The following is a 22,228-nucleotide window of genomic DNA, read 5'->3' as shown; positions in this document are numbered from 1 at the left end:
TCCCACCCGGGACAAGCCGGACACCGAGGCATAGCGGACGGAGGTACGGGGCACTGGTGACCACCTGCTCGCGCCGCGGGCGGCGGGAGGGTGGTGCGGTGGAACCGGTGGACGTCGCGTTCGCGCTGGTGGGTGTCAGCGCGCTGCTGGCAGGGATCCTGCCGCGCGTGTTGGAACGGCGGCCGCTCTCCATGCCGATCGCCTTCCTCGGCCTCGGCATGCTGGTCTTCCTGCTGCCCACCGGGCTGCCCACGCCGGATCCGCTGCGCTGGCCCGAGCTCACCACCCATCTCACCGAGATCGGGGTGATCGTGGCGCTGATGGGCGCCGGCCTCAAGATCGACCGACCGTTGAGCTGGGCCCGCTGGTCGTCGACCTGGCGGCTGCTGGCCATCGCGATGCCGCTGTGCATCGCGGCGGTGGCGCTGCTGGGCTGGTGGTGGGCCGGACTGGTGCCGGCGGCGGCGCTGCTGCTGGGCGCCGCGCTCGCCCCCACCGACCCGGTGCTCGCCGCCGACGTGCAGGTGGGTGAGCCGACCGACGTGGAGGACTCCGAGGACGAGGTGCGCTTCGCGCTGACCTCGGAGGCCGGGCTGAACGACGCCCTGGCCTTCCCGTTCGTGTACGCGGCCATCGCGATCGCCACCACCAGCCTCGCCCCGGCAGACTGGCTGGTGCACTGGTTCAGCGTCGACGTGCTCTACAAGCTCACCGTTGGCGTGGGGGGTGGCCTGCTCGTCGGCTGGCTGCTCGGCAAGCTCTTCTTCCGGGCGCCGAGTTCGCTGCGGCTGGCCCGGCACGCCGAGGGATTCCTCGCGCTGGCCGCCACTTTCCTGGCGTACGGGCTGGTGGAGGTGGTCGGCGGGTACGGGTTCCTGGCGGTCTTCGTGGCCGCCCGGGCGATCCGGGCCGCGGAGCGGACCCACGAGTTCCACTCGGTGCTGCACGACTTCGCCGAGCAGATCGAGCGGCTGCTGACCGTGCTGTTGCTGCTGCTCTTCGGCGGCGCGGTGATCGGCGGTCTGCTCGCCCCGCTGACCTGGCCGGCGGCGCTGGTCGGGCTGGCCCTGGTCTTGGTGATCCGGCCGCTGATGGGCTGGCTGTCACTGCGCGGGGCGCCCGGCCGGCCGGCCGAGCACTGGGTGATCTCGCTCTTCGGCATCCGGGGCGTGGGCTCGTTCTACTACCTGGCGTACGCCACCAGCAAGACGGACTTCCCGCAGGCCGAGCTGATCTGGGCGACGGTCGGCCTGGTGGTGATCGTCTCGGTGGTGGTGCACGGGGTCGCCGCCACCCCGGTGATGCAGCTGCTCGACCGGGAGGGCGAGCGCACGCGGGATCATTCCGAGCGGGGGCGTACGGAGGAGCCCGCCCTGGGCGGCGCCCGGAGCTGACCGGGGCGGCCGGGCGCCGGAGCCGGTGAGTCCCGCGGGGCGAGCAGCCGGTCGACCAGCGCCCGGCCGAGGTCCCGCCCGGAGAGCCAGGCGCTCTGCACCCGGGGCTTGCCGAACGCGTCGCCGGCGATGCCGATCCCGTCGTCGTCGAGGTGGTACGTCCCGTCCCCGCCCGAGGCGGGCTTCGCGTACGTCCAGCGGTGCACGTGCACCAGCTCGGCCGGTTCGGGGAGGCCGAACAGGTCCCGGACCGCCTGCTCGATGGCGGGGCCCGCGGTGGTGGGCTGCAGCAGGTGACTCGAGGCGAACTCGGGGGTGGTGTGGGCGACCAGCACCGGCGCGCCGTCCCCCCGCCGGTCCCCGTCGTCGCAGATGAGGCTGAGCACGGGATGCCCGTTGACGAAGGCACCGCGGAAGTCGGACCAGCGGCGGCCGGGGAAGCGCAGCACCCCGGCCAGGGTCGGGGACCAGCGCTGGCCGGTCGCCACCCGGGTCGCCGCGCCGAGCGCGGGATCGAGCAGCAGGGCCGCCTGCGGACCCGGCATGGCCAGCGCGACCGCCTCGCAGGCCCGGCCGTCGACCCGGGGCCCCGGCTCGACCGTCAGCACCAACCGGTCGTGGACCACGGGCAGGTCCCGGGCCAGGTGCTCGACCAGCGAGCGGAGCCCGCGCGGGGCGGCCCAACGCGTCGGGCCTGGCAGCTCCTGCCGGCCCTCCGGCCCGTACGCGACCAGGGTGTCGGTCCACTGCCGGGCCAGCCCCGCCGCCCGCCACCCCTCGACCACCTCGGCGAAGTCGGGGTGGCTGACGGTGAGGTAGGCGGCGCCGAGGTCGGCGGGGCGGCCGTCGAAGTGTTTACTGGCCATCCGACCGCCGGTCACCCGGGCCCGCTCCCGGACCTCGACCGGGATGCCGGCGCGGACCAGCTCGGCGGCGCACGCCACCCCGGCGATGCCCGCACCGACCACCACCACACCCGCCCGGTCCACTGTCATCCGATGATCGTATGCGCACCCGGACGGGCGGCATGACGGACGCGAACCCGGGGTATTGGCACAGGTGTTCGAGGATAGGTGATCGAGATGCGGGCAGTGAGTCAGCGCGGGGGCAGGCGGTGCAGTTCGACCTCGTCGAGCCGCCCCGCCGCCACTCGGGCGGTCAGGTAGGTCGCGTACGGCTGGGCCCGCCGGTCGGTGGGCGACCCCGGGTTGAGCAGCCGCAACCCGCCCGGGGCGACGCTGTCCCACGGGATGTGCGAGTGCCCGAAGACCAGCAGGTCGCGGTCGGGGAAGCGGGCCGCGCAACGTTCCGCACGGCGGGTCTTCGGCCCGGTCTCGTGCACGACCGCCACCTGCAGCCCGTCGAGCTCCACCCGGGCCACCTCGGGCAGCCGGGCCCGCAGCTCCGGGCCGTCGTTGTTGCCGTAAACGGCGACCAGCCGGCGGGCCCGCGCCGCCAGCGCGTCCAGCAGCGACACGTCCACCCAGTCCCCCGCGTGCAGCACCACGTCGGCGGCGTCGATCGCGGCCCAGAGCGGCGCCGGCAGGTCGCCCGCCCGCTTCGGTACGTGGGTGTCGGCGAGGATCACCAGCTGCATCCCCCGATCCTCCCCGCCGCCGCCCGATCTGTCGCGCCGGGCCGCGGTCTCCTGACCCGAGGGCGGCTCAGGCGCCCTGGCCCTGGTTCTGCATCAGGCCGCCGTCCATGAAGTACGTCGAGCCGGTCACGTACTCGGCGTCGTCGCTGGCCAGGAAGACGGCCAGCTTGGCGATCTCCTGCGGCTGCGCGGCCCGCTTCCAGGGGATGCTCTGCACCTGTTCCTCCAGGTACTGCGGGTCGTCGATGGCCCGCTGGTTGAACGGGGTGAGCACCATGCCGGGGCCGATGTTGTTGACGTTCATCCGCATCGGGGCCACCTCGAGGGCGAGGCTCTTGGCGAACTCCAGCATGGCGCCCTTGCTGGCGTCGTAGTCGGCGCCGCCGGCCCGGGCCACCTCCTGGTGGATCGAGGTGATGTTGATGATCTTCCCCTGCCCGCCCTGGTCGCGGCGGTGCCGGACGAATCGGCGGGAGCAGAAGAACGTGCCGTAGACGTTGGTCCGGATGGCCCGGTCCCAGGTCTCGGTGTCCAGGTCGGCCACCGGGATGCCGGAGGCGTCCACCCCGGCGTCGTTCATCAGCACGTCCAGCGTGTCGAACTCGGCCAGGGCCTCGTCGAACATCGCCTCCACCTGGTGTTCGACGCTGATGTCGCCCTGCACCACGACGGCGCGGCGGCCGGCCTTCTCGATCTCGGCCCGGGTGTGGTTCGCCCCGGCGTGGTCGTGCAGGTAGTGCACCACCACGTCGGCGCCCTCGCGGCCGAACTCGATGGCGGTGGCCTGCCCGATCCCCGAGTCCGAGCCAGTGATCAGGGCGGTCTTCCCGGCGAGTCGTCCGGTCATCTGCGTGCTCCCTCCGTGGTTCCCGCACCGGTCGGTACGGCTTGTCGCGCGGACGTCCCCAAGCGTTCCTGGGCCTCGGTGAGCTGGCCCGCGGCGTTGATCAGGCCGATGTGCGAGAAGGCCTGCGGGAAGTTCCCCAGGTGCTCGCCGGTGGCCTGGTCGATCTGCTCTGCGTAGAGCCCCAGGTCGTTGACCCGGGCGGCGAGCCGCTCGAAGAGCCGATGCGCCCGGTCCACCTCGCCGGCCTGCGCCAGGCAGCCGACCAGCCAGAACGAACAGATCACGAAGCCGGCCGGATCGTCTTTCCAGCGACGCAGCAGGCCGTCCCGGGAGAGCCCGCGTTCCACCACGTCCATCGTTGAGCGCATCCGGGGGTCGTCGGCGGGCAGGAAGCCGACCAGCGGCATGATCAGCACCGAGGCGTCCAGTTCGTCGGAGTCGAAGGCCCCGGTGTACGCCCCGAGCCCATCGTTCCAGCCGCGGGTCAGCACCGCCTCCCGCACCTCGTCCCGGGCCGCCGCCCAGCGGGCCACGTCACCGGCGTCGCCGATCCGGAGCCCGAACCGCACCGCCCGGTCCAGCGCGGTCCAGCACTGCACCTTGGACGACACGTAGTGCCGCTCGGCGTCGCGGGCCTCCCACATCCCGGCGTCCGGCCGGCGCCAGTCCAGCACCGCCTGATCGGCCAGGGCGTGCAGCAGGTGGTGCACGTCGGGCGTCATGGGGTCGAGGTAGTGCCGCATCAGCCAGGCGGCGTCGAGGATCTCGCCGAGCACGTCGGTCTGCCGCTGCTTCCAGGCGTCGTTGCCGACGAAGACCGGCCGGCTTCCGGCGTACCCGGAAAGGTGGTCCAGCGTGTGTTCGGTGAGGTCCCGCTCGCCTTGGACGCCGTACATGATCGGCACCGGCTCGTCGTCGATCCGGCCCATCGCCCGGGACACCCAACCGAACTGCCGGTTCGCCTCGTCCGGGCAGGCGGCCCGCCAGAGCGCCCGGAGTGTGAGGCTGAAGTCGCGGACCCAGACGAAGCGGTAGTCGTAGTTGCGGTCACCGCCCAGTTCCTCGGGCAGCGACGTGGTGGCCGCCGCCACGATCGCCCCGCTGGGCTGGTAGGTCATGCCCTGCACCACCATCGCGCTGCGCCGCACCTGGTCCCGGTAAAGGCCCCGGTACTGGTCACGATGCAGGTCGACCCAGGACCGCCACCCGGCGATCGCGTCGGCCACCACCCGATCGGCGTCGGGCATAGCCGGCGGACCACTACCGTAGGTCTCGGCGTACCCCAGGGTGAAGTGGTGGCTGGTGCCGGAGCGCGCGGTGAACCGCGCGGTGGCCTCGCCGCCGCCGAGGTCCAACGGAACGTTGGCGCGCAGGCTCAACCGGCAGGCGCCAGCGGTGGCGTCGACCCCTCCGTCGGATCCGGTGAGGTACGCGCGGACCCGTCCATACTCGAAGCGAGGCTCGTACTCCATTCGCATGGGGACCTCGCCGGTGAGTCCCTCGACCAGCCGGGCGAGAACGCGGGGTGAGCGCAGACCGATCTCGTGGCCGCGCGCGTCGGGCTCCAGCGCCAGGGTGTCGGTCACGGCAACCGAACCGGACCGGGTGGTGAAGACGGTACGCAGCACCAGCGTGTCATCCAGATAGGACCGTTCGCTGGTGAAACCGTCCTCCGGGCGAATTGTCCAGTGCCCCGCCTGGTCGTCCAGCAGCCGGCCGAACACGGAGGGAGCGTCGAAGCGCGGCGGGCACCACCAGTTCACCGAACCGGCCCGGTCGACCAGCGCCGCACTGTGTCCGTCCGCCAGGAAGCCGTGCTCACCTATCCGTCCGCTGTCCACGCCCGTGTCTACCCGGGTGCACCGGCGGCATTCGGCGTGGCCGGCATCCGAGCTGCGCCGAGCGCGTGTCCCACCGGCCCACCACCGCCCGGCGGGCATCCGACGCCGGAGGTGCGTTACCGCTCGACGGCGGCGGGAACCCGGGCGGTTGACGAAGGAGGATGCTCATGACCAGACCCTCAACTCCGACCGCGGCCTGGCGACCCGGGATGCCGGGCGGCGACAACCTCCCGTCCGGTCCGGCCGGCCGGCCGGCGGCGCCCAGCGGGGACGGACACGGACCAGAGGCGGGTGCGCCGACCGTGACGATCGGCTCGTACCCGGACTATCCGTCCGCGCAGCGCGTGGTGGACTACCTGGCGGACAACCGGTTCCCGGTGGAACGCAGTGCGATCGTCGGCACCAACCTGACCCTCGTGGAGACGGTGATGGGCCGAATGACCACGGGCCGCGCCGCCCTGGTGGGCGCGGGCACCGGCGCCTGGTTCGGACTCTTCATCGGGTTGCTCTTCGGCATCTTCACCGCCGGCAACTGGGTGGCGGTGATCCTGGTCGGGCTGGTGATCGGTGCGATCTGGGGCGCGGTCTTCGGCGCGGTGGCGCACGCCATGACCGGGGGCCAGCGCGACTTCACCTCGGCCAGTTCGTTGCGCGCCAGCCAGTACGCGGTGACCGTGGACGCCGACGTGGCCGATCAGGCACGGCAGTTGCTCGGTCGGATGCACCTGACCCCGACGGGCGCGACCACCCGTTGACCGCACCGACTGACGCCCCGGCGCCCAGCCCGCGCCGGGGCGTCAGTCGTGGTACGCCAGTTCCCCGGCCCGGATCGGCACGTCCACCCGGTTCTCCGGCGGGGCGAGCGGGCAGGCCCACCGGTCGTCGTACGCGCAGCTGGGGTTGTAGAGGTAGTTGGCGTCGAGCCGGACCCGCCCGCCCGGCAGCACGGTCAGTCCCCGGCCGAAGGTGCCCTTGACCGTGTCGGTCAGGTACCGGCCACCACCGTAGGCCTCGGTGCCGCAGGTCCCGTCGCGCAGCGGCACGAACAGCCCGCCGCCGTACGCCTCGATCCACCAGAGGGTCAGCGGCCCCCACGGAGTCTCCGCGATCGCGACCCGCCGGTAGCGCACCACCCCGTCCGGCCCGCCGGTGTCGATGCTCTCGGTTCCCGAGGCGGGGCGCAGGGGCGCCTCCACCACCGCGTCCGGGTTCGCCGGGTGGTAGCGCAGCCCGGTGAAGCCGGGTCGGTCCTCGGCCGGCAGCGGGCTCTGCGGGTGCCGGCGGAACAGCTCGTCCCGGTCCGCCCGGAACCCGTCCAGGTCGAGGTCGGAGAGGTACAGCCGAGCCACCTGTTCGCGCCAGTCGAGCAGTTCGAGATCGTTCATGACCCGAGCTTAGCCAGCGTCGCGGTCAGGCGTCGGTGGCCAGCCGGGCGTGCAGGTGCTCGTCGTACCGCCGGCCGTCGCCGTACCGGTAGGACTCCCGCAGGGTGCCTTCGGCCCGGTAGCCGGCCCGCTCGGCGACGCGGCAGGAGGCCGGGTTGGCGACCGCGTGGCACAGCTCGATCCGGTGCAGCCGAAGCTGGGCGAACGCCCAGGTGGTGAGGACGGTGACGGCTGCGGAGGCGACGCCCCGGCCGCGGGCCTCGGCGACGGTCCAGTACCCGATCGAGGCGTCGCCAGCGTCGATCCGGTGCAACGACACCGAGCCGAGCGGGGCTCCGCCGTCCGGTCCGGTCACCGCCAGGGAGACGTGGTCGCCGGCGGACCAGTCGGCGCGTCGGCGGATCCAGTCGCGGGCCCCGGGCAGGTCGATGCCGCTGTGCGACGGGTTCCACTGAGTGATGGCCGGCTCCCGCAGCGCGGCGAGGACGGCCGGGGCGTCCTCCTCCCGCCATCGTCGCAGCAGCAGCCCGGGGGCGGTCAGCTCGAGGTGGTCCACGGCCGCAGTGTGGCAGGCCGCGCCGGCCGGGTGCCATCCATCTCCCGTCAGCGGTTTCGTTCAAATTGCAAAGGCTGCCCCCCGGGTTCGCCCTTCGGGGCAGCTCTGGCGGCCGAAGAGGGCTTGTTGAAATTTGAAATAGTGCTACTCTCATACCCGTGACCGACAGCCTGAGCCCCGAGCGGATGGCCTGCTGGCGCGCGTACATCGAGTCGAGCCAACGGTTGTTCACCCAGCTCGAGGAGGACCTTCGCGCGGACAGCGAGCTGAGCTTCGCCGACTACCACGTGCTGGTCCTGCTCTCCGAGGCGCCGGGGCAGCGGCTGCGGATGGGCGAGCTGGCCGGCCGGCTGGTCTTCTCGCCGAGCCGGCTGACGTACCAGATCTCGTCCATGGGTAAGCGCGGGCTGGTCTCCAGGGAGTCCTGCCCGGAGGACCGTCGGGGCAGCGAGGCGGTGCTCACCGCCGCCGGCCTGCTCGCCCTCCGCGACGCCGCGCCGCACCACCTGGCGTCGGTGCGCACCCACCTGATGGACGACCTCGACGACGCCGAGGTCGCCTGCCTCACCCGGGTCTTCGAGCGGCTCGGTCGGCGTCTGCCCGCCGCCCGCGACGCGTCGTCCACCCCGGCCGACAACTAAGGAGCCACGATGCCCGCGATCACCGTCGACGACGTCCTCGTCCTGCCCCGCCTGCCGCGGCTCGACGAGTCCACCAGCTTCCGGCCGGTCCGCCGGCTCACCACCGCGCCGAGCGGCTTCGAGGGCGAGGGCTTCCCGGTCCGCCGGGCCTTCGCCGGGGTGCCGCTGACCGAGCTGGACCCGTTCATCCACCTCGACCAGATGGGCGAGGTGGACTACGCGCCGGGCGAGCCGAAGGGCACCCCGTGGCACCCGCACCGCGGCTTCGAGACGGTGACCTACATGATCGACGGGATCATGGACCACCAGGACTCGCAGGGCGGTGGCGGCACCATCACCGACGGCGACACGCAGTGGATGACGGCCGGCAGCGGCCTGCTGCACATTGAGGCGCCGCCGGAGCACCTGGTGACCAGCGGCGGCCTCTTCCACGGCCTCCAGCTCTGGGTCAACCTGCCGAAGGTGGCGAAGATGAACCCGCCGCGCTACCAGGACATCCGTGGCAGGGAGTCGGCGCTGCTCACCACCCCGGACGGCGGCGCGCTGATCCGGGTGATCGCCGGCGAGGTCGCCGGGCACCGCGGGCCGGGCTCCACCCACACCCCGATCACCATCACCCACGTGACGGTGCAGCCGGGGGCGGAGCTTGAACTGCCCTGGCGGCCCGACTTCAACGCCCTGGTCTACGTGCTGGCCGGCCGCGGCACCGTGGGCACCGACCGGCGACCAATCCACACCGGGCAGCTCGCGGTGCACGGCCCGGGCGATGCGCTGCGGGTGACCGCGGACGCGAAGCAGGACGGCAACACGCCGACCCTGGAGCTCTACATCATGGGCGGCCAGCCGATCCGGGAGCCGGTGGCGCACTACGGGCCGTTCGTGATGAACACCCGGGACGAGCTGATCCAGGCGTTCGACGACTTCCAGGCCGGCAAGCTCGGCGTGATTCCCGCCGAGCGCCTGCCGCACACCGGCGGCCAGGGCTCGCGTCCCTGATCGACCCGCACGAGGTGGGCGTCCCGGTTCGTCCGGGGCGCCCATCCGGCGGTCAGGACACGGCGAAGATGCCGGCCACCCCGAGGATCACCATCAGCAAGACCGCCAACACAGCGCCCCGTTCGCTCTCGACCGCCGGCTCGCGGTACTCGGTCACGGCGTTCGTCGTCTCGGCGGGCATGCTGTGGCCTCCTGGATTGTCGCGTGTCGGGTTCCGGCGGCCACCACGAGGGCTCCGACCTGTGTCGTCGGCGTGCGCACCCGTCGTGGGGGTCCTACCGTGAGGACGGTTGTCGACCTCGGGAGGCTGGAACGTGGCGATGCAGGACTGGTTCCTCAGCGCGCAGGAACGTGCCAACCCGACGTCTGAATTACCCGTCTGGACGACGGGTAACCTCGCCGAGCCGTTGATTCATGGCGCGGCGTACTTCGACCGGCTGGTCAGCGAGGTGGAGGCGCTGAAGGCCGGCGACCATCTCTTCTTCACCGACTGGCGGGGCGACCCGGATCAGCGGATGCGCCCGGACGGCCCGACCGTGGTGCAGCTGTTCGCGCAGGCCGCGCAGCGCGGCGTGGTGGTCAAGGGCCTGATCTGGCGGTCCCACCTCGACGCGCTCTCCTTCAGCGAGGCGGAGAACCGCGACCTCAGCGAGGCCGTCTGCGCGGCCGGCGGCGAGGTGCTGCTGGACCAGCGGGTCCGGCGCGGCGGCTCGCACCACCAGAAGCTCGTGGTGCTGCGCCACCCGGACGACCCGGAGCGGGACGTCGCCTTCGCCGGCGGGATCGACCTGTGCCACAGTCGGCGGGACGACGCCGAGCACCGGGGCGACCCGCAGGCGGTCGGGATGTCCCCGAAGTACGGCGACCACCCGCCCTGGCACGACGTCCAGCTCGCGATCCGCGGCCCGGTGGTCGGCGCGCTCGACACAACGTTCCGCGAGCGGTGGACCGATCCGATGCCGCTGGACTCGGAGAACCCGCTGGCCTACCTGCGGGACCGGCTCCGCGGCTCGGACCTGAGCCCCGCCCCGCTGCCCGACCAGCCCGCCGATCCCCCGCCGTGCGGCCCGCACCAGATCCAGGTGCTGCGCACCTACCCGGCGGTACGCCCCCGGTACTCGTTCGCCCCGGACGGCGAGCGGACGGTGGCCCGCGGCTACACCAAGGCCGTCCGCCGGGCCCGCCGGCTCATCTACCTGGAGGACCAGTACCTCTGGTCGACCGAGGTGGCGGAGCTCTTCGCGGCGTCGCTGCGGGAGCAGCCCGACCTGCACCTGGTCGCCGTCGTTCCGCGCCACCCGGACGTGGACGGCCGGCTCGCGCTGCCGCCGAACATGGTGGGCCGGGAACAGGCGCTGTCCCTCTGCGAGCGGGCCGCCCCGGACCGGGTGCACGTCTTCGACGTGGAGAACCACGAGGGCACCCCGGTCTACGTGCACGCCAAGGTCTGCGTGGTCGACGACGTCTGGGCCAGCGTCGGCAGCGACAACTTCAACCGCCGCTCCTGGACGCACGACAGCGAGCTGTCCTGCGCGGTGCTGGACGACACCCGGGACGAGCGGGCGCCCGTCGATCCGGCCGAGCTCGGCGACGGCGCCCGGGTATTCGCCCGGGACCTGCGGCTGCGGCTGTGGCGGGAGCACCTGGACCGCGACCCGGACGGCGGGGAGGATCGCGACCTGCTCGACCCGGCCGCCGCCGTCGCGGCGATCACCTCGGCGGCCGACGAGTTGCAGCGCTGGCACGACTCGGGGCGGATCGGTCCGCGCCCGCCCGGCCGGCTGCGCCCGCACCGGCCGGAGCGGCTGCCCTGGTACACCCGCATCTGGGCGCTGCCCGCGTACCGGCTGGTCTACGACCCGGACGGCAGGCCGCTGCGGGCCCGGCGGGCCGGCACCTGGTGAGCCGGTTCGGCGGCGGGCGGCTCGTCGAGCGCGTGGGGCCCGGCCGGGTACGCGAACGACACCCGTGGGGAGTAGAAGCCCGAGCAGATGATGAGCGGGTTCGCCGGGCGTAGCGGATAAACCGGGTGCTCGGGTGCGAGGAACTCCACCGACTCGACCTCGAAGGGCGTCACCGGCTCGGCCACGTACGGGTAGTCGGCGCTGGTCAGCTCCCCGTCCCGCCCGGTCAGATAGCGGTGGTGGCCGCCGTGCACGACGTGGCTGGTGTGGCCGACCCGAGCCACGGTCCGGATGATCGGCCGACCGTCGGCGTGGGTCTCCGCCGTGAGCTGCTCGCCCCGCACGTCGACGGTGGTCTCCCCGGCCACCGCCGGGACGCCCCGGCCGGCGGCGTACTCGCGGACCCGGGGGCTGGAGGCGAGGTAGTGGCTCCACCATCCGCCGGGGCCGTCGCCGTCGGCCGGGTCCACGTCGTCCAGCGAGATCCCCAGGTAGGTGAGCGAGTACGCCCCGAAGCCGGTGGTTTGGCTCTCGTCGTCCACCACGTACTGGCAGAGGAAGACCTGCCGGTCCGGGCGGGCCCGCAGCCCGGTCGGCAGCAGCGCCGCAACCGCGTCGGGGTCCGCCGGCAGCCAGCTGAACTGCAGCACCCGGGCGTTGACGACGAGTTGCGGAGCGGCGGGATCCAGCACGTTGCCTCCGTAGACGTGTACCCAGCGACGCTACGGGCGGTCTCGCCGACGGGACAACGACGGATAGCCGACACTGCGCGCCGTTTGTCGGGTTCTTCGTTGACGGTCGGTGAGTGCGGCGGGCCGAGTGGTCACCACGCCTGGGGCGTCCGGCGACGACGGGTCGGGCGGCCGGACCGGTAATCGTGATCACAAACCCGAAGAGTTATGTCCGTTACTAGGCGTTCGTGCCGCAAAATTACTTAAGTACATCGTACTTTCGGCTAGATATCCCAGAGCCGATCAGGTTAAGGTGAGTCCCGAACGGACCAGTTGAAGCTAAACCTAAGCGTCACGTCTTTTATCCGCGGACGAGGTGCAGGGAGGACCACCCATGACCGCGCCAACGATCAGCGAGCAGGCGACCACACCGCCGTCCACCACCGAGAAGCTCGACCCGCGCGCGCTCACCAACAGCGCCGCGGATCTGCTCAACGCGATGGCCGCGCTGCCCGCCAACCACCCGTCGCGCGCCGCGATGCGCGACAAGGCGATCGAGGCCTGGCTGCCGCTCGCCAACCACCTCGCCCACCGCTACAGCGGTCGCGGCGAGCCCACCGACGACCTGGCGCAGACCGCCGCCGTCGGCCTCATCAAGGCGATCGACAAGTTCGACCCCTCCCGCGGCGTCGACTTCGCCGGTTACGCCATCCCGACCATCATCGGCGAGCTCAAGCGGCACTTCCGCGACCGCACCTGGGACATCCGGGTGCCGCGTCGCCTCCAGGAGCTGCGACTGGCCATCTCCGACGCCAACAGCACCCTGCTGCAGAGCCTCGGCCGCTCGCCGACGGTCGCCGACATCGCCGCCCACCTCAAGCTGACCGAGGAAGAGGTCCTGGAGGGCCTGGAAGGCGCCCGCGCCTACAACGCGGTGTCGCTGTCCACCCCGACCGGTGACGGCGACCGGGCCACCGAGCTCGGCGACATGCTCGGCGGCGAGGACAACGAGTTCGAACTGGCCGAGCTGCGGGTCGCCCTGGGCCCCGCGCTGGCCACGCTGGACGAGCGCGAGCAGAAGATCCTAACGCTGCGCTTCTACGGCAACCTGACCCAGTCGCAGATCGCCGAGCAGATCGGCGTCTCGCAGATGCACGTGTCCCGGCTGCTGGCCCGGGCGCTGACGAAGCTGCGCGGGCAGCTCGACGGAACGTACTAAGGGGTGGAGACGTGCGGCCGGGTCGGCGGACCCGGCCGGCGTCGCGTCCGAAAGGCCCGGTCGACGGTTCGCCGACCGGGCCTTTCGCCGTCCTCAGCGCAGCACCAACAGGTCCATCGTGTCGACCACGGGCGCGTCCCGCGTCCGCCGGTCAACATGACAAGACAGACAGGTCAGCCGCGCGGGTCGCGCCACATCGGATGGAAGGCCGTGCCGTCGGGCAGCCGGAACGGCTCGGCGGCCCGGTAGCCGTGCCGGGCGTACAGGTCCCGGCTGCGCTCGCTGCTCGCCTCCAGGTACCCGGGCACCCCCTCCGCGTCGAGCACGGCGTGGTGGTGCCGCAGCAGCGCGCCGCCCAGCCCCCGCCCCTGCCGTTGCGGCGCGACCGCCAGGAACACCAGGTGATGGTGGTCGGCGTGCGGGTGGTTCGCCTCGAACAGCTCGTCCAGGTGCTGGAACCGGGGCGTCCACTCGCCGCAGGCGGCGGCCAGCCGGCCGTCGTAGTCGGCCGGCGGCGGGGCCGGCTCGCCGGCCTGCGGGAACCAGACCGCGACCGCCGCCCGGTCCGCGGTGCCGTGCACGAGCCCGTGCCGCATCGCGTGGTCGACCAGGATCTCGAAGTTCTCGGCGAGCACCGCCTCCCGCTTCGCCTCATCCGGCACCAGCCAGCGGGTGACGTCGAGGAGCCGGAACGCCTCGGCGATCCGCTCGGCGACCGCCCGGGTCTCCGCCGGGCCCAGCCGATCGATGGGCATCTCCGTCACCGCAGCACCTCCGCGCCCGCCGGCGCCGGCTCGTCGGACGCCCGCGGCACGCTGGCGGTGGCGCTCTCCGCACCGAGCCCGATCCGGGCGTACACGTCCGGCCGGCTGCCGCGCAGCATCAGTCCCCAGAGCAGCCCGAGTAGCGCCGCGACCGGGTAGACCGCCGGGATCACCCAGCGCACCGGCGAGTCCGGGGCGACACCGAGCAGGATGGCGAAGTTGTCCACCGCGACCACGATGATGGCGGTGAGGGCGATCGCGGCGAGACCGGGGGCGATCACCCGGCGCCACAACGTCTCCGCCGTCTGCGTCCGGGCGAAGAACGCGATCACCGCGACCGAGGTGATGGCGATCAGCAGCAGCACGCCGAACCCGCCGCCGGTGCCGCCCCAGAAGAACAACTGCACCAGCGGGTCCCAGCCGGCGACCGCGTAGAGCACGATCACGACCAGTCCCAACAAGCTCTGCGCCAGCGAGGCGGCCCGCGGCGCGCCGGTGCGCGGCGAGGTCTGCCCGAACAGCGCCGGCAGCACCCGCTCCCGGCCGAGCGCGAAGGCGTACCGGGCGGTGGTGTTGTGGAACGAGATCATCGCCGCCAGCAGCGAGGTGAGGAAGAGCACCTGGCCGATCGTCACCGCGTTGTCGCCCAGGTGCGCGCCGGCGAGGTTGAAGATGAGCGCAGTGCTCTGCTCGCGGGACGCGTCGACGATCCGGTCCGGCCCGGTGGCGACGGTCATCGACCAGGCCGAGAAGGCGTAGAGCGCGGCGATGATGGCCACCGACAGGTACGTGGCCATCGGGACGGTCCGCTTCGGGTCCTTGCTCTCCTCGCTGAACACCACCGCGGACTCGAACCCGGTGAAGCCGGTGGTGGCCAGCACCAGGATCGCACCGACGCCCGGCACCAGCAGGTTGTCCGGCGACAGGGTGGCGAAGCTGACCGAGCCGCCGGCCGGGTGGGTGACCTGCGCCAGGTCGAAGACCAGGATCACCAGGATCTCGGCGACCAGCAGCACGGCCAGCACCAGGCCGTTCACGTCCACCCGGAGCAGACCCAGCACGGCGACCAGCGCCCAGGCGACCAGGGCCACCACCCACCAGGCGGGCGAGCCGCCGAAGAGCTGCTGCAGCACCGGCTCCGCGGCGGCGCCGATCGCGCCGTAGAGCCCGATCTGGAGCGCGTTGTACGCGATCAGCGCGACCCAGGCCGCGCCCACCCCGGCCGGCCGGCCGAGTCCACGGGCGACGTACGCGTAGAACGCACCGGCGTTGGTCAGCCGGCGGGCCATCGCCACGTAGCCGACCGAGAAGAGCGCGAGCACCACCGCGACCACCAGGAACGCCAGCGGAATGCCGGTGACACCGGTGACCGCGTAGCCGGTGGTGACCACGCCGGCCACCACGGTCAGCGGGGCGGCGGCGGAGAGGACGAAGAAGATGACCGCCGGTACGCCGAGCCGGCCCCGGGCCAGGGCTTCGGAGACGTTGCTCGGACGGTCGACGGTGACTGTAGGGGGCATGGGGGCCGCTCCGGTTCGAGGGGAGGGATGAGGGTTGGTGGATCAGGGGAGGCCGCGCAGCACCGTGGCCCCGACGGCGGCCTCGGTGTGCCCGACAAGTTCCTTCAGCGGAGCCGGCAGCGCCGGGACGAGCACGCTCAGCCGATGGTGGGCCAGCGGCCCGGCGCTCCAGAGCACCTCGCCGGTCAGCCCGGTGGCGGCGACCAGACCGAGCAGCAGGGCGTCCGGCACGGAGGGGGGGTCCGGGCGCTCCAGCAGGGTCCGCAGCCGAGTGGCCGGCCAGGCTGCCGCGTTGAGGTCGACCGGCAGGTAGCTGAGGCTGGTGCGCAGCAGCCGACGGCTCTCCTGCCGGCGGAGCACCCCGGCCCGGGCCAGTCGTTCCCCGACCGAGGTCACGGCGGTCTGCGCCAGATAGCTGAGCCAGGTGCGGACCGCCTGGTGCTGGGGCTCCCCGATGAGCTGGTCGAGCACGGTGTGCGCGAGCGCGTCGCCCGGCGGCCGGCGGTCCAGCACGGTGACCAGTCCGGTGGAGACGGTGATCCGTCCAAAGAGGATCAATTCGCCGAGCAGACCGGCGGCCAGCCCCAGTCCGGTCGCCGCCGGGTGGAGCTTGGCCTTGCCCCGACTGTCGTTGTGGGCAATCAGAAAGAACTCGTCAGCGATGAGCAAACGAGCCTCCGGCCTGTCCACAAACGATCGACACCGAAGAGAGGATGCACCGTGCACCCATGCAATGCAACTCCCGAATTCGAAGGTTGCACTCCGTACGGACGCGACCTGCGGACCTTGGCGTGACAGACTCGGAGGGTGACCGCCAGCCCCACCGTCCGGCGCCGCCGCATCGCCCGGGAACTCCGCCAACTGCGCGAACGCGCAGGGATGATCCTCGATGTCGCCGCCCGCCAGCTCGACATGTCCAAGAGCAACCTCTCCCGGATCGAAACCGCGCAGATCGGCATCAAGCCCCGGGACGTCCGCGCCGCGCTCGCGCTCTACCAGGTGACCGGCACCGACGCCGAGGCGCTGATCGAGATCGCCCGGGGCGCGCAGCAGCGCGGCTGGTGGCAGAACTACAGCGACGTCCTGCCGGAGTGGTTCGAGTTCTACGTCGGGCTGGAGGCCGAGGCGGCCACCCTGCGGACGTACGAGGCCGAGTCGGTGCCGGGGCTGTTGCAGACCGAGGCGTACGCCCGCGAGATCTACCGGATCACCGCGGGCGAGGAGGGCGTCGAACGCAAGGTCGCCGCCCGCCTGCACCGGCAGACCGTGCTGCACCGCGTGTCGCCGGTCCGGCTCTCCGTGGTGCTCAACGAGGCGGTGCTGCTGCGCGCCGTCGGCGGGCCGGCCCTGATGGCCGATCAACTCACCCACATGACGAAGCTCGCTCAACTACCGAACGTAACCATCCACGTACTTCCATTCAGTGCCGGCGGGCACCCGGCGATGAGCACCCCGTACGTCATCCTCGGCTTCGCCGACGCCGCCGACGCCTCCGTGGTCTACCTGGAAAACCTCACCATGGGACTGGCTCTGGAAGAGGTTGCACAAGTGCACGGGTATAGCCTGCTTCATGAGGAGCTGTGCCGGATGGCACTGGATCCGGCGGCGTCGTTGACCCGCCTGGAGCAGGCTTCTCGTAACTTTGCGTGACCGCTCGGCGGCACGCCGACGGAAGACGAGAGGTACGGGGATGACCGCGCTCGACCTGTCCCGGGCGGACTGGCGCACCAGCACCCGCAGCAGTGGCAACGGCAACTGCGTGGAGGTCGCGGCGGTGGCCGATCGGATCGCCGTGCGGGACAGCAAGGACCGCGGCGGGCCGGCGCTGGTCTTCCCGCCGGCGGCCTGGGCGGCCTTCGTCGCCGGCACGGACGGGGTGCGGCCGGCCTGAGCACCGGGTGCGAGAGTGGGACCGTGCTCTCCGACGTACCTCTCGACCTGCCGGTCCGCCCGGTGCTCCCGGCGCTGGTCGGGGCCCTTCGGGCGGCCGGCGACGCGGTCCTGGTGGCGCCGCCCGGCACCGGCAAGACGACCCTCGCCCCGCTCGCGGTGGCCGACGAGGTCGCCGGCCGGGTGCTGATCGCGCAGCCCCGCCGGGTCGCCGCCCGGGCCGCCGCCCGCCGGATGGCCGACCTGCTCGGCGAACGGGTGGGCGAGCGGATCGGATACGCGGTCCGGGGCGAACGCCGGGTCGGCCCGGACACCCGGGTCGAGGTGGTCACCACCGGCCTGCTGCTCCGCCGCCTGCAGCGCGACCCGGAGCTGCCCGGGGTCGGCGCGGTGCTGCTCGACGAGTGTCACGAGCGGCAGCTCGACGCCGACCTGGCGCTGGCCTTCGCGGTGGAGGCGCGCGGCACGCTCCGCCCCGACCTGTGGCTGCTGGCCATGTCGGCCACCCCGCAGGCGGACCGGTTCGCCGCCCTGCTCGGCACCGCCGGGCGGCCGGCGCCGGTCGTCCGGGCGGAGGCCGCGCTGCACCCGGTCACCCGGATCTGGGCGCCGCCACCCCGGGCGCTGGCCGCACCGGGCGCGGGCCGGGTCGACCCGGCGCTGCTGGACCACGTGGCGGCGACCGTCCGGCGGGGGCTGCGCGAGCGGGACGGGGACCTCCTGGTGTTCCTGCCCGGCGCCGGTGAGATCGCCGCGGTCACCGGCCGACTGGCCGACCTGCGGGACTCGCTCGCCCTGCTGCCGCTGCACGGCCGGCTGCCCGGGGCGGCGCAGCTCGCGGCGCTCCGCCCGGCGGGCCGGCGGCGGGTGGTGCTGGCCACCGCGGTGGCGGAGAGCAGCCTGACCGTGCCCGGGGTGCGGGTCGTGGTGGACGCCGGGTTGAGCCGGGTGGCCCGCACCGACCTGGCACGGGGGCTGGGCGCCCTGGTGACCGTCCCGGTGTCCCGAGCGGCGGCCACCCAGCGGGCCGGCCGGGCCGGCCGGGAGGCCCCGGGCGCGGTCTACCGGTGCTGGTCGGAGGCGACGCACGCCCGGTTGGCCCCGCAGCCGGAGCCGGAGATCGCCACCGCCGACCTGACCGGCTTCGCGCTGGAGCTCGCGGCCTGGGGTGTCCCCGACGGCACCGGGCTGGCCCTGCCCGATCCCCCGCCACCGGCCGCGATGGCGGTCGCCCGGGAGACCCTCACCGCCCTCGGCGCGGTCGACCCGGACGGCCGGATCACCGCCCGGGGCCGGGTGATCGCGTCGGCCGGGGCGCATCCCCGGCTGGCCCGGGCGCTGATCGACGGGGCGGACCGGGTGGGGCCGGACCGGGCGGCCGAGGTGGTCGCGCTGCTCGCCGAGGAGACCGTCGCGGGGCCGGGCGACGACCTGACCGCCGCCTGGCGCCGGCTGCGCGGGAGCGCCGATCCGGGCGCCACCGCCCGCTGGCGCGCCGAGGTTCGCCGGCTGCGGTCCGCCCTGCCCGCGCGGGGCGGCGCCGGCGGCGACCGGCTCCCCGACGACCTGGCCGCCGGGCTGCTGGTGGGGCTGGCCTATCCGGAACGGCTGGCTCGGGCGCGGCGGGCCGGAGGCTCGGCGTACCTGATGGCGGGCGGCACCGCGGCGGAGCTGACGCCGGGGTCGGGGCTGGCCGGGTCGGCGTGGCTCGCGGTCGCCGTGGCCGACCGCTCCCCCGGCGCGCCGGCCGCCCGGGTGCGGCTCGCCGCGCCGGTGGACGAGGCGACCGCGCGGGAGGCGGGCGGCTCGCTGCTGCGCACGGAGCGGGAGGTGGGCTGGTCCGGCGGGGACATGGTGGCCCGGGAAGTGGTCCGGCTCGGCGCAATCGAGCTGGTCGACCGGCCGCTGGCCGCGCCGGAGCCGGAGCTGGTCGCCACTGCGGTGCTGACCGGCCTGCGCCAGGGCGGGCTGGGGCTGCTGACCTGGACCCCGGCCGCGGCCGCGCTGCGCGAGCGGCTGGCGTTCAGCCGGCAGGCGCTCGGCGGCGACTGGCCGGAGGTGAGCGACGAGGCGCTGCTGGCCGACGCGCCGCGCTGGCTCGGCCCGGAGCTGGCCCGGGCCCGTCGCCGGGCCGACCTCGCCCGGATCGACGTCGCGTCGGCGCTGCGCCGGCTGCTCGACTGGCGGCAGGCGGCCCGGCTGGACGAGCTGGCCCCGGAGCGGCTGACCGTGCCGAGCGGCTCCCGGGTCCGGGTGGACTACGCCGACCCGGCCGCGCCGGTGCTCGCGGTGAAGCTCCAGGAGACCTTCGGCTGGCGGGACGCGCCCCGGATCGCCGACGGCCGGGTGCCGGTGCTGCTGCACCTGCTCTCCCCCGCCGGCCGCCCGGTCGCGGTCACCGCCGACCTGGCGTCCTTCTGGCGGTCCGGCTATCCGCAGGTCCGGGCGGAGCTGCGGGGGCGCTACCCGCGGCACCCGTGGCCGGAGGACCCGACCACCGCCGAGCCCACCCGGCGCGCCGCGCCCCGGCGCCGCTGAGGCGCTACTCGTCGACGATGTCGGCGATCAGCACGGTGACATTGTCCGGGCCGCCGGCCCGCAGGGCCAGGTCGATCAGCTGGCGGGCGCACGCCTCCCGGTCGGGCTGGCCGGCGAGCACCTCGGCGAGGGTGTCCGGGCGGACCACGTTGGAGAGGCCGTCGCTGCACAGCAGCCAGCGGTCGCCGGCCCAGGGCACCATCGTCGCGTACGACGGAGAGACCTCGTCGCCCTGCAACGCCTGGGTGACCACCGCCCGGCGCGGGTGGCTGCTGGCCTGCTCGGCGGTGATCACGCCCTGGTCGACGAGCATCTGCACGAAGGTGTCGTCCCGGGTGACCTGCTTGAGCACCCCTTCGCGGAACAGGTAGGCCCGGGAGTCGCCGACGTGGGCCAGGGCCAGGCAACTCCCGGTCCGGGCGAAGAGCAGGGCGGTCAGTGTGGTGCCCATGCCCTGGCGTTCCGGATCCTCCTCCACCGCCTGGCGGATCCGCGCGGTGGCCAGCTCGATCCCGCTCTGCAGGGCGGCGACCAGCGCGTCCTCGGGGGTCTCCACGTCCAGCGGCCCGACCGCGTCGATGGCGATCCGGCTGGCCAGGTCACCGGCCGCCATACCTCCCATGCCGTCGGCGACGGCGACGAGCCAGCTGCCGGCGTGGAGCGCGTCCTGGTTCCCGCTGCGGATCAGCCCACGGTCGCTCGCCCCGACGGAACGAAGCTTCAGGGTCATGGGAGGCAGCCTGCCAGGCGAAGGGCGCAGTTGTCTCTAGGAGATCAGGACGATGCCGCGTGGCGCGGTGAATCTCACCGCCCGTCGCATCGCCGACCGTCGATCAGGTCATCGGGTCGGATCGATTGACGGCGGCCGTCGCCGGCGAATCTCACTGCCGGCGCGTCAGTAGAAGTTCTCGTAGAGGCCCTGGATGAACACCGCCTGACCGACCGAGAGCAGCACCAGGCCGGCGACCACGGCGCCCCGCAGCCAGCGCCGGCCGAACCCGGCGGTCCAGCGGTCCACCACCACACCGGCCGTGGCGGCGACCATCGGGTAGAGGAACATCCACGTCCGCTCGACCTCGCCCGGCCGCAGCTTGGTCAGCTGCGCCGGCAGTCCGGCCCAGACGACCATGAAGAGGACTAGCACCAGCACCAGCACCGGCCGCCCGGCCCCCGGCATCTTGCGGAAGAGGCCGTAGATCCCGAGGGCGGCCAGCGGCAGACCGGCGTAGATCAGCCACGCCGCGGGGCTGCCCAGGAGCCAGTACCACTGGTAGGGGTGGCCAATTTTCGGCGACTGCTGGTACGAGGCGAAGATGTCGAGGCCGAGGACGAGCCAGGCCAGGGCCAGCACCGCGGCCCCGCCCGCCGCCGCGGCGGCCAGCAACCGCACCGCAGTCCGCCACCCGGTTTGTACCAACAGCGCGACCGTTGCCGCGAACACGATGAAGGACGTGGCCAAGGTCATCAGGGTGGCCAGCCCCAGCACCGCGCCCGCGGCCGCCGCCACCCGCCACGACCGACGGTCGACGGCGAGCACGAACAGCGCGACGCTCAGGGTCAGCGGCATGGCGAAGACGGTGTCGAGATTGCTGTACGCCATCATCAGCGGCGCCGGGGCCGCCGCGAACAGCACGGCGGCGATCCGGCCGGCCCGCTCCCCGGCGAGGGTGCGACCGATCAGCCAGGCGGAGACCGCCGAGAGGCAGGCGACCACGGCGATCGTCACGGCGATGCGGAGGCTGTGCGACGCGCCGAAGGCGCGGAACAGCAGGTACAGGAAGACCATCACCCCGGCCGGGTGGGTCTTGGTGCTGGCCGAGTGGAACCGCGCGTTCAGTTCGGCGTGCCGCTCGACGAACTCGCGCGGCCCGAGCTCGTACACGAAGTGCAGGTCGGAGGTGTAGTAGGGCGACGTCGGGTCGGTCGAGACGCCCCGGGTGAGGTCGCCCACCTGGCCCCGGACCAGGTTGACCGCGGTGGCGGTGACCACCCCGGCGAGCACCACCAGCGCCAGGGCGAGCCAGGTGGGCATCCGACGCCAGGAGGTGACGATCCAGCCGATCCCGGCCAGCAGCACACCGGCCGGGATCACGGCCAGCGCTAGACCGTCCCAGATCGGGATCAGCTGTCCGTAGATGGGCGGACGGGCGAAGTAGCCGAAGCCGATCGGCGGGAGCGTCTGGCTCCACATCCAGAAGGCGTAGAGGGCGACTCCGGTGGCTGCCATCGCAACCAGGGGCCATAAGCGCCAGCGCGGCCTCGACCCGCCCTCGACCTCGGCCGCGGGCGGGTCGAGGGCGGCCGTGGCCGCCCCGGCGCCGTCACCGCTGTCGGCCACACCATCTCGCCGCCGTACATACACCGCGCTTCCCCCGCCCTCAGCCGCGCCCGCCCTGGTCACACCGGCGACCGACACTTTAGGTGACGGAGGCGGGCCATGGGGACCGCCGGGCAACCACTGTCGG

At 73.3% G+C, this 22,228-nt stretch carries 22 protein-coding genes; 9 read left to right on the top strand and 13 right to left on the bottom strand.

From position 1 onward, the window contains the following. Positions 1–98 precede the first annotated feature (98 nt). Positions 99–1,394 carry a cation:proton antiporter gene (locus SLP03_RS01030; RefSeq protein ID WP_319458547.1) on the top strand — a complete coding sequence of 432 codons (1,296 nt, stop codon included), beginning with the start codon at positions 99–101 and terminating at the stop codon, positions 1,392–1,394. On the opposite strand, the gene SLP03_RS01025 is transcribed toward SLP03_RS01030, so the two are convergent. The 4 genes from SLP03_RS01025 to SLP03_RS01010 all read right to left on the bottom strand — a co-directional run bounded on the left by SLP03_RS01025 (position 1,340) and on the right by SLP03_RS01010 (position 5,679). Next, positions 1,340–2,368, bottom strand: coding sequence for an NAD(P)/FAD-dependent oxidoreductase (locus SLP03_RS01025; protein WP_319458635.1), 1,029 nt, complete (start codon positions 2,366–2,368; stop codon positions 1,340–1,342). The genes SLP03_RS01030 and SLP03_RS01025 overlap by 55 nt on opposite strands. 122 nt (positions 2,369–2,490) lie before the next feature. Then, positions 2,491–2,991 (bottom strand): YfcE family phosphodiesterase, encoded by a 501-nt coding sequence (locus SLP03_RS01020; protein ID WP_319458546.1) that lies wholly within the window; start codon positions 2,989–2,991, stop codon positions 2,491–2,493. Positions 2,992–3,058: 67 nt separating this feature from the next. Further along, complete coding sequence (locus tag SLP03_RS01015; protein ID WP_319458545.1) at positions 3,059–3,838, bottom strand: glucose 1-dehydrogenase; 780 nt, start codon at positions 3,836–3,838, stop codon at positions 3,059–3,061. After that, entirely contained in the window at positions 3,835–5,679 is a 1,845-nt protein-coding gene (locus SLP03_RS01010; RefSeq protein ID WP_319458544.1) for a glycoside hydrolase family 15 protein, read from the bottom strand. Before SLP03_RS01010 ends, SLP03_RS01015 begins: the two co-directional genes overlap by 4 nt. 167 nt (positions 5,680–5,846) lie before the next feature. Here SLP03_RS01010 and SLP03_RS01005 point away from each other — a divergent pair, with 167 nt between their 5' ends. After that, a complete protein-coding gene (locus tag SLP03_RS01005; RefSeq protein WP_319458543.1) occupies positions 5,847–6,434 on the top strand; it encodes a general stress protein in 588 nt (195 codons plus the stop codon). Positions 6,435–6,476: 42 nt separating this feature from the next. Here SLP03_RS01005 and SLP03_RS01000 read toward each other — a convergent pair whose 3' ends face one another. Next, positions 6,477–7,064 (bottom strand): DUF1684 domain-containing protein, encoded by a 588-nt coding sequence (locus SLP03_RS01000; RefSeq protein WP_319458542.1) that lies wholly within the window; start codon positions 7,062–7,064, stop codon positions 6,477–6,479. Positions 7,065–7,089: 25 nt separating this feature from the next. Next, positions 7,090–7,620: a GNAT family protein gene (locus tag SLP03_RS00995; protein ID WP_319458541.1), complete on the bottom strand. Its 531-nt coding sequence runs from the start codon at positions 7,618–7,620 to the stop codon at positions 7,090–7,092. Between the two features lie 158 nt (positions 7,621–7,778). On the opposite strand from SLP03_RS00995, the gene SLP03_RS00990 reads away from it, so the two are divergent. Further along, positions 7,779–8,261, top strand: a complete 483-nt coding sequence (locus tag SLP03_RS00990; RefSeq protein WP_319458540.1) for a MarR family winged helix-turn-helix transcriptional regulator — start codon at positions 7,779–7,781, stop codon at positions 8,259–8,261. A gap of 9 nt (positions 8,262–8,270) precedes the next feature. Next, positions 8,271–9,257: a pirin family protein gene (locus SLP03_RS00985; RefSeq protein WP_319458539.1), complete on the top strand. Its 987-nt coding sequence runs from the start codon at positions 8,271–8,273 to the stop codon at positions 9,255–9,257. A gap of 52 nt (positions 9,258–9,309) precedes the next feature. On the opposite strand, the gene SLP03_RS00980 is transcribed toward SLP03_RS00985, so the two are convergent. Beyond that, the gene (locus SLP03_RS00980; protein WP_319458538.1) at positions 9,310–9,438 is read right to left on the bottom strand and encodes a hypothetical protein; all 129 of its coding nucleotides are present in this window, start codon (positions 9,436–9,438) and stop codon (positions 9,310–9,312) included. A gap of 133 nt (positions 9,439–9,571) precedes the next feature. On the opposite strand from SLP03_RS00980, the gene SLP03_RS00975 reads away from it, so the two are divergent. Next, the gene (locus tag SLP03_RS00975; protein WP_319458634.1) at positions 9,572–11,161 is read left to right on the top strand and encodes a phospholipase D family protein; all 1,590 of its coding nucleotides are present in this window, start codon (positions 9,572–9,574) and stop codon (positions 11,159–11,161) included. On the opposite strand, the gene SLP03_RS00970 is transcribed toward SLP03_RS00975, so the two are convergent. After that, complete coding sequence (locus SLP03_RS00970) at positions 11,110–11,853, bottom strand: acetoacetate decarboxylase family protein (RefSeq protein WP_319458537.1); 744 nt, start codon at positions 11,851–11,853, stop codon at positions 11,110–11,112. The two genes, SLP03_RS00975 and SLP03_RS00970, sit on opposite strands and share 52 nt — an antisense overlap. Before the next feature lie 373 nt (positions 11,854–12,226). Between SLP03_RS00970 and SLP03_RS00965 the strand changes: the two genes are divergently transcribed. Beyond that, positions 12,227–13,051, top strand: coding sequence for a SigB/SigF/SigG family RNA polymerase sigma factor (locus SLP03_RS00965; RefSeq protein WP_319458536.1), 825 nt, complete (start codon positions 12,227–12,229; stop codon positions 13,049–13,051). Between the two features lie 173 nt (positions 13,052–13,224). Here SLP03_RS00965 and SLP03_RS00960 read toward each other — a convergent pair whose 3' ends face one another. The 3 genes from SLP03_RS00960 to SLP03_RS00950 are packed head-to-tail and all read right to left on the bottom strand — an operon-like array spanning position 13,225 to position 16,004. Beyond that, positions 13,225–13,806: a GNAT family N-acetyltransferase gene (locus SLP03_RS00960; protein ID WP_413644133.1), complete on the bottom strand. Its 582-nt coding sequence runs from the start codon at positions 13,804–13,806 to the stop codon at positions 13,225–13,227. A 5-nt stretch (positions 13,807–13,811) separates the two neighbouring features. Beyond that, entirely contained in the window at positions 13,812–15,335 is a 1,524-nt protein-coding gene (locus SLP03_RS00955; RefSeq protein ID WP_319458534.1) for an APC family permease, read from the bottom strand. Positions 15,336–15,377: 42 nt separating this feature from the next. Further along, complete coding sequence (locus SLP03_RS00950) at positions 15,378–16,004, bottom strand: GOLPH3/VPS74 family protein (RefSeq protein WP_319458533.1); 627 nt, start codon at positions 16,002–16,004, stop codon at positions 15,378–15,380. A gap of 138 nt (positions 16,005–16,142) precedes the next feature. Here SLP03_RS00950 and SLP03_RS00945 point away from each other — a divergent pair, with 138 nt between their 5' ends. From SLP03_RS00945 to hrpB, 3 genes are read left to right on the top strand one after another with little or no spacing between them, the layout of a single operon-like run. Further along, the gene (locus SLP03_RS00945) at positions 16,143–16,985 is read left to right on the top strand and encodes a helix-turn-helix transcriptional regulator (protein WP_319458532.1); all 843 of its coding nucleotides are present in this window, start codon (positions 16,143–16,145) and stop codon (positions 16,983–16,985) included. Between the two features lie 40 nt (positions 16,986–17,025). Then, a complete protein-coding gene (locus tag SLP03_RS00940; protein ID WP_319458531.1) occupies positions 17,026–17,226 on the top strand; it encodes a DUF397 domain-containing protein in 201 nt (66 codons plus the stop codon). Positions 17,227–17,249: 23 nt separating this feature from the next. Then, on the top strand, positions 17,250–19,763 hold the full coding sequence (gene hrpB / locus SLP03_RS00935; RefSeq protein ID WP_319458530.1) for an ATP-dependent helicase HrpB: 2,514 nt from the start codon (positions 17,250–17,252) through the stop codon (positions 19,761–19,763). Positions 19,764–19,767: 4 nt separating this feature from the next. On the opposite strand, the gene SLP03_RS00930 is transcribed toward hrpB, so the two are convergent. Next, the gene (locus tag SLP03_RS00930) at positions 19,768–20,493 is read right to left on the bottom strand and encodes a PP2C family protein-serine/threonine phosphatase (protein WP_319458529.1); all 726 of its coding nucleotides are present in this window, start codon (positions 20,491–20,493) and stop codon (positions 19,768–19,770) included. Positions 20,494–20,658: 165 nt separating this feature from the next. Beyond that, positions 20,659–21,990 (bottom strand): glycosyltransferase family 39 protein, encoded by a 1,332-nt coding sequence (locus SLP03_RS00925; RefSeq protein WP_319458528.1) that lies wholly within the window; start codon positions 21,988–21,990, stop codon positions 20,659–20,661. Positions 21,991–22,228: the final 238 nt, after the last annotated feature.

Origin of the sequence: Micromonospora sp. RTP1Z1, from assembly GCF_033804685.1 — a bacterium.
GTDB lineage: Bacteria > Actinomycetota > Actinomycetes > Mycobacteriales > Micromonosporaceae > Micromonospora.
The sequence above is the reverse complement of the archived record's forward strand: the minus strand, read 5'-3'. Positions and strand labels throughout refer to the sequence as shown.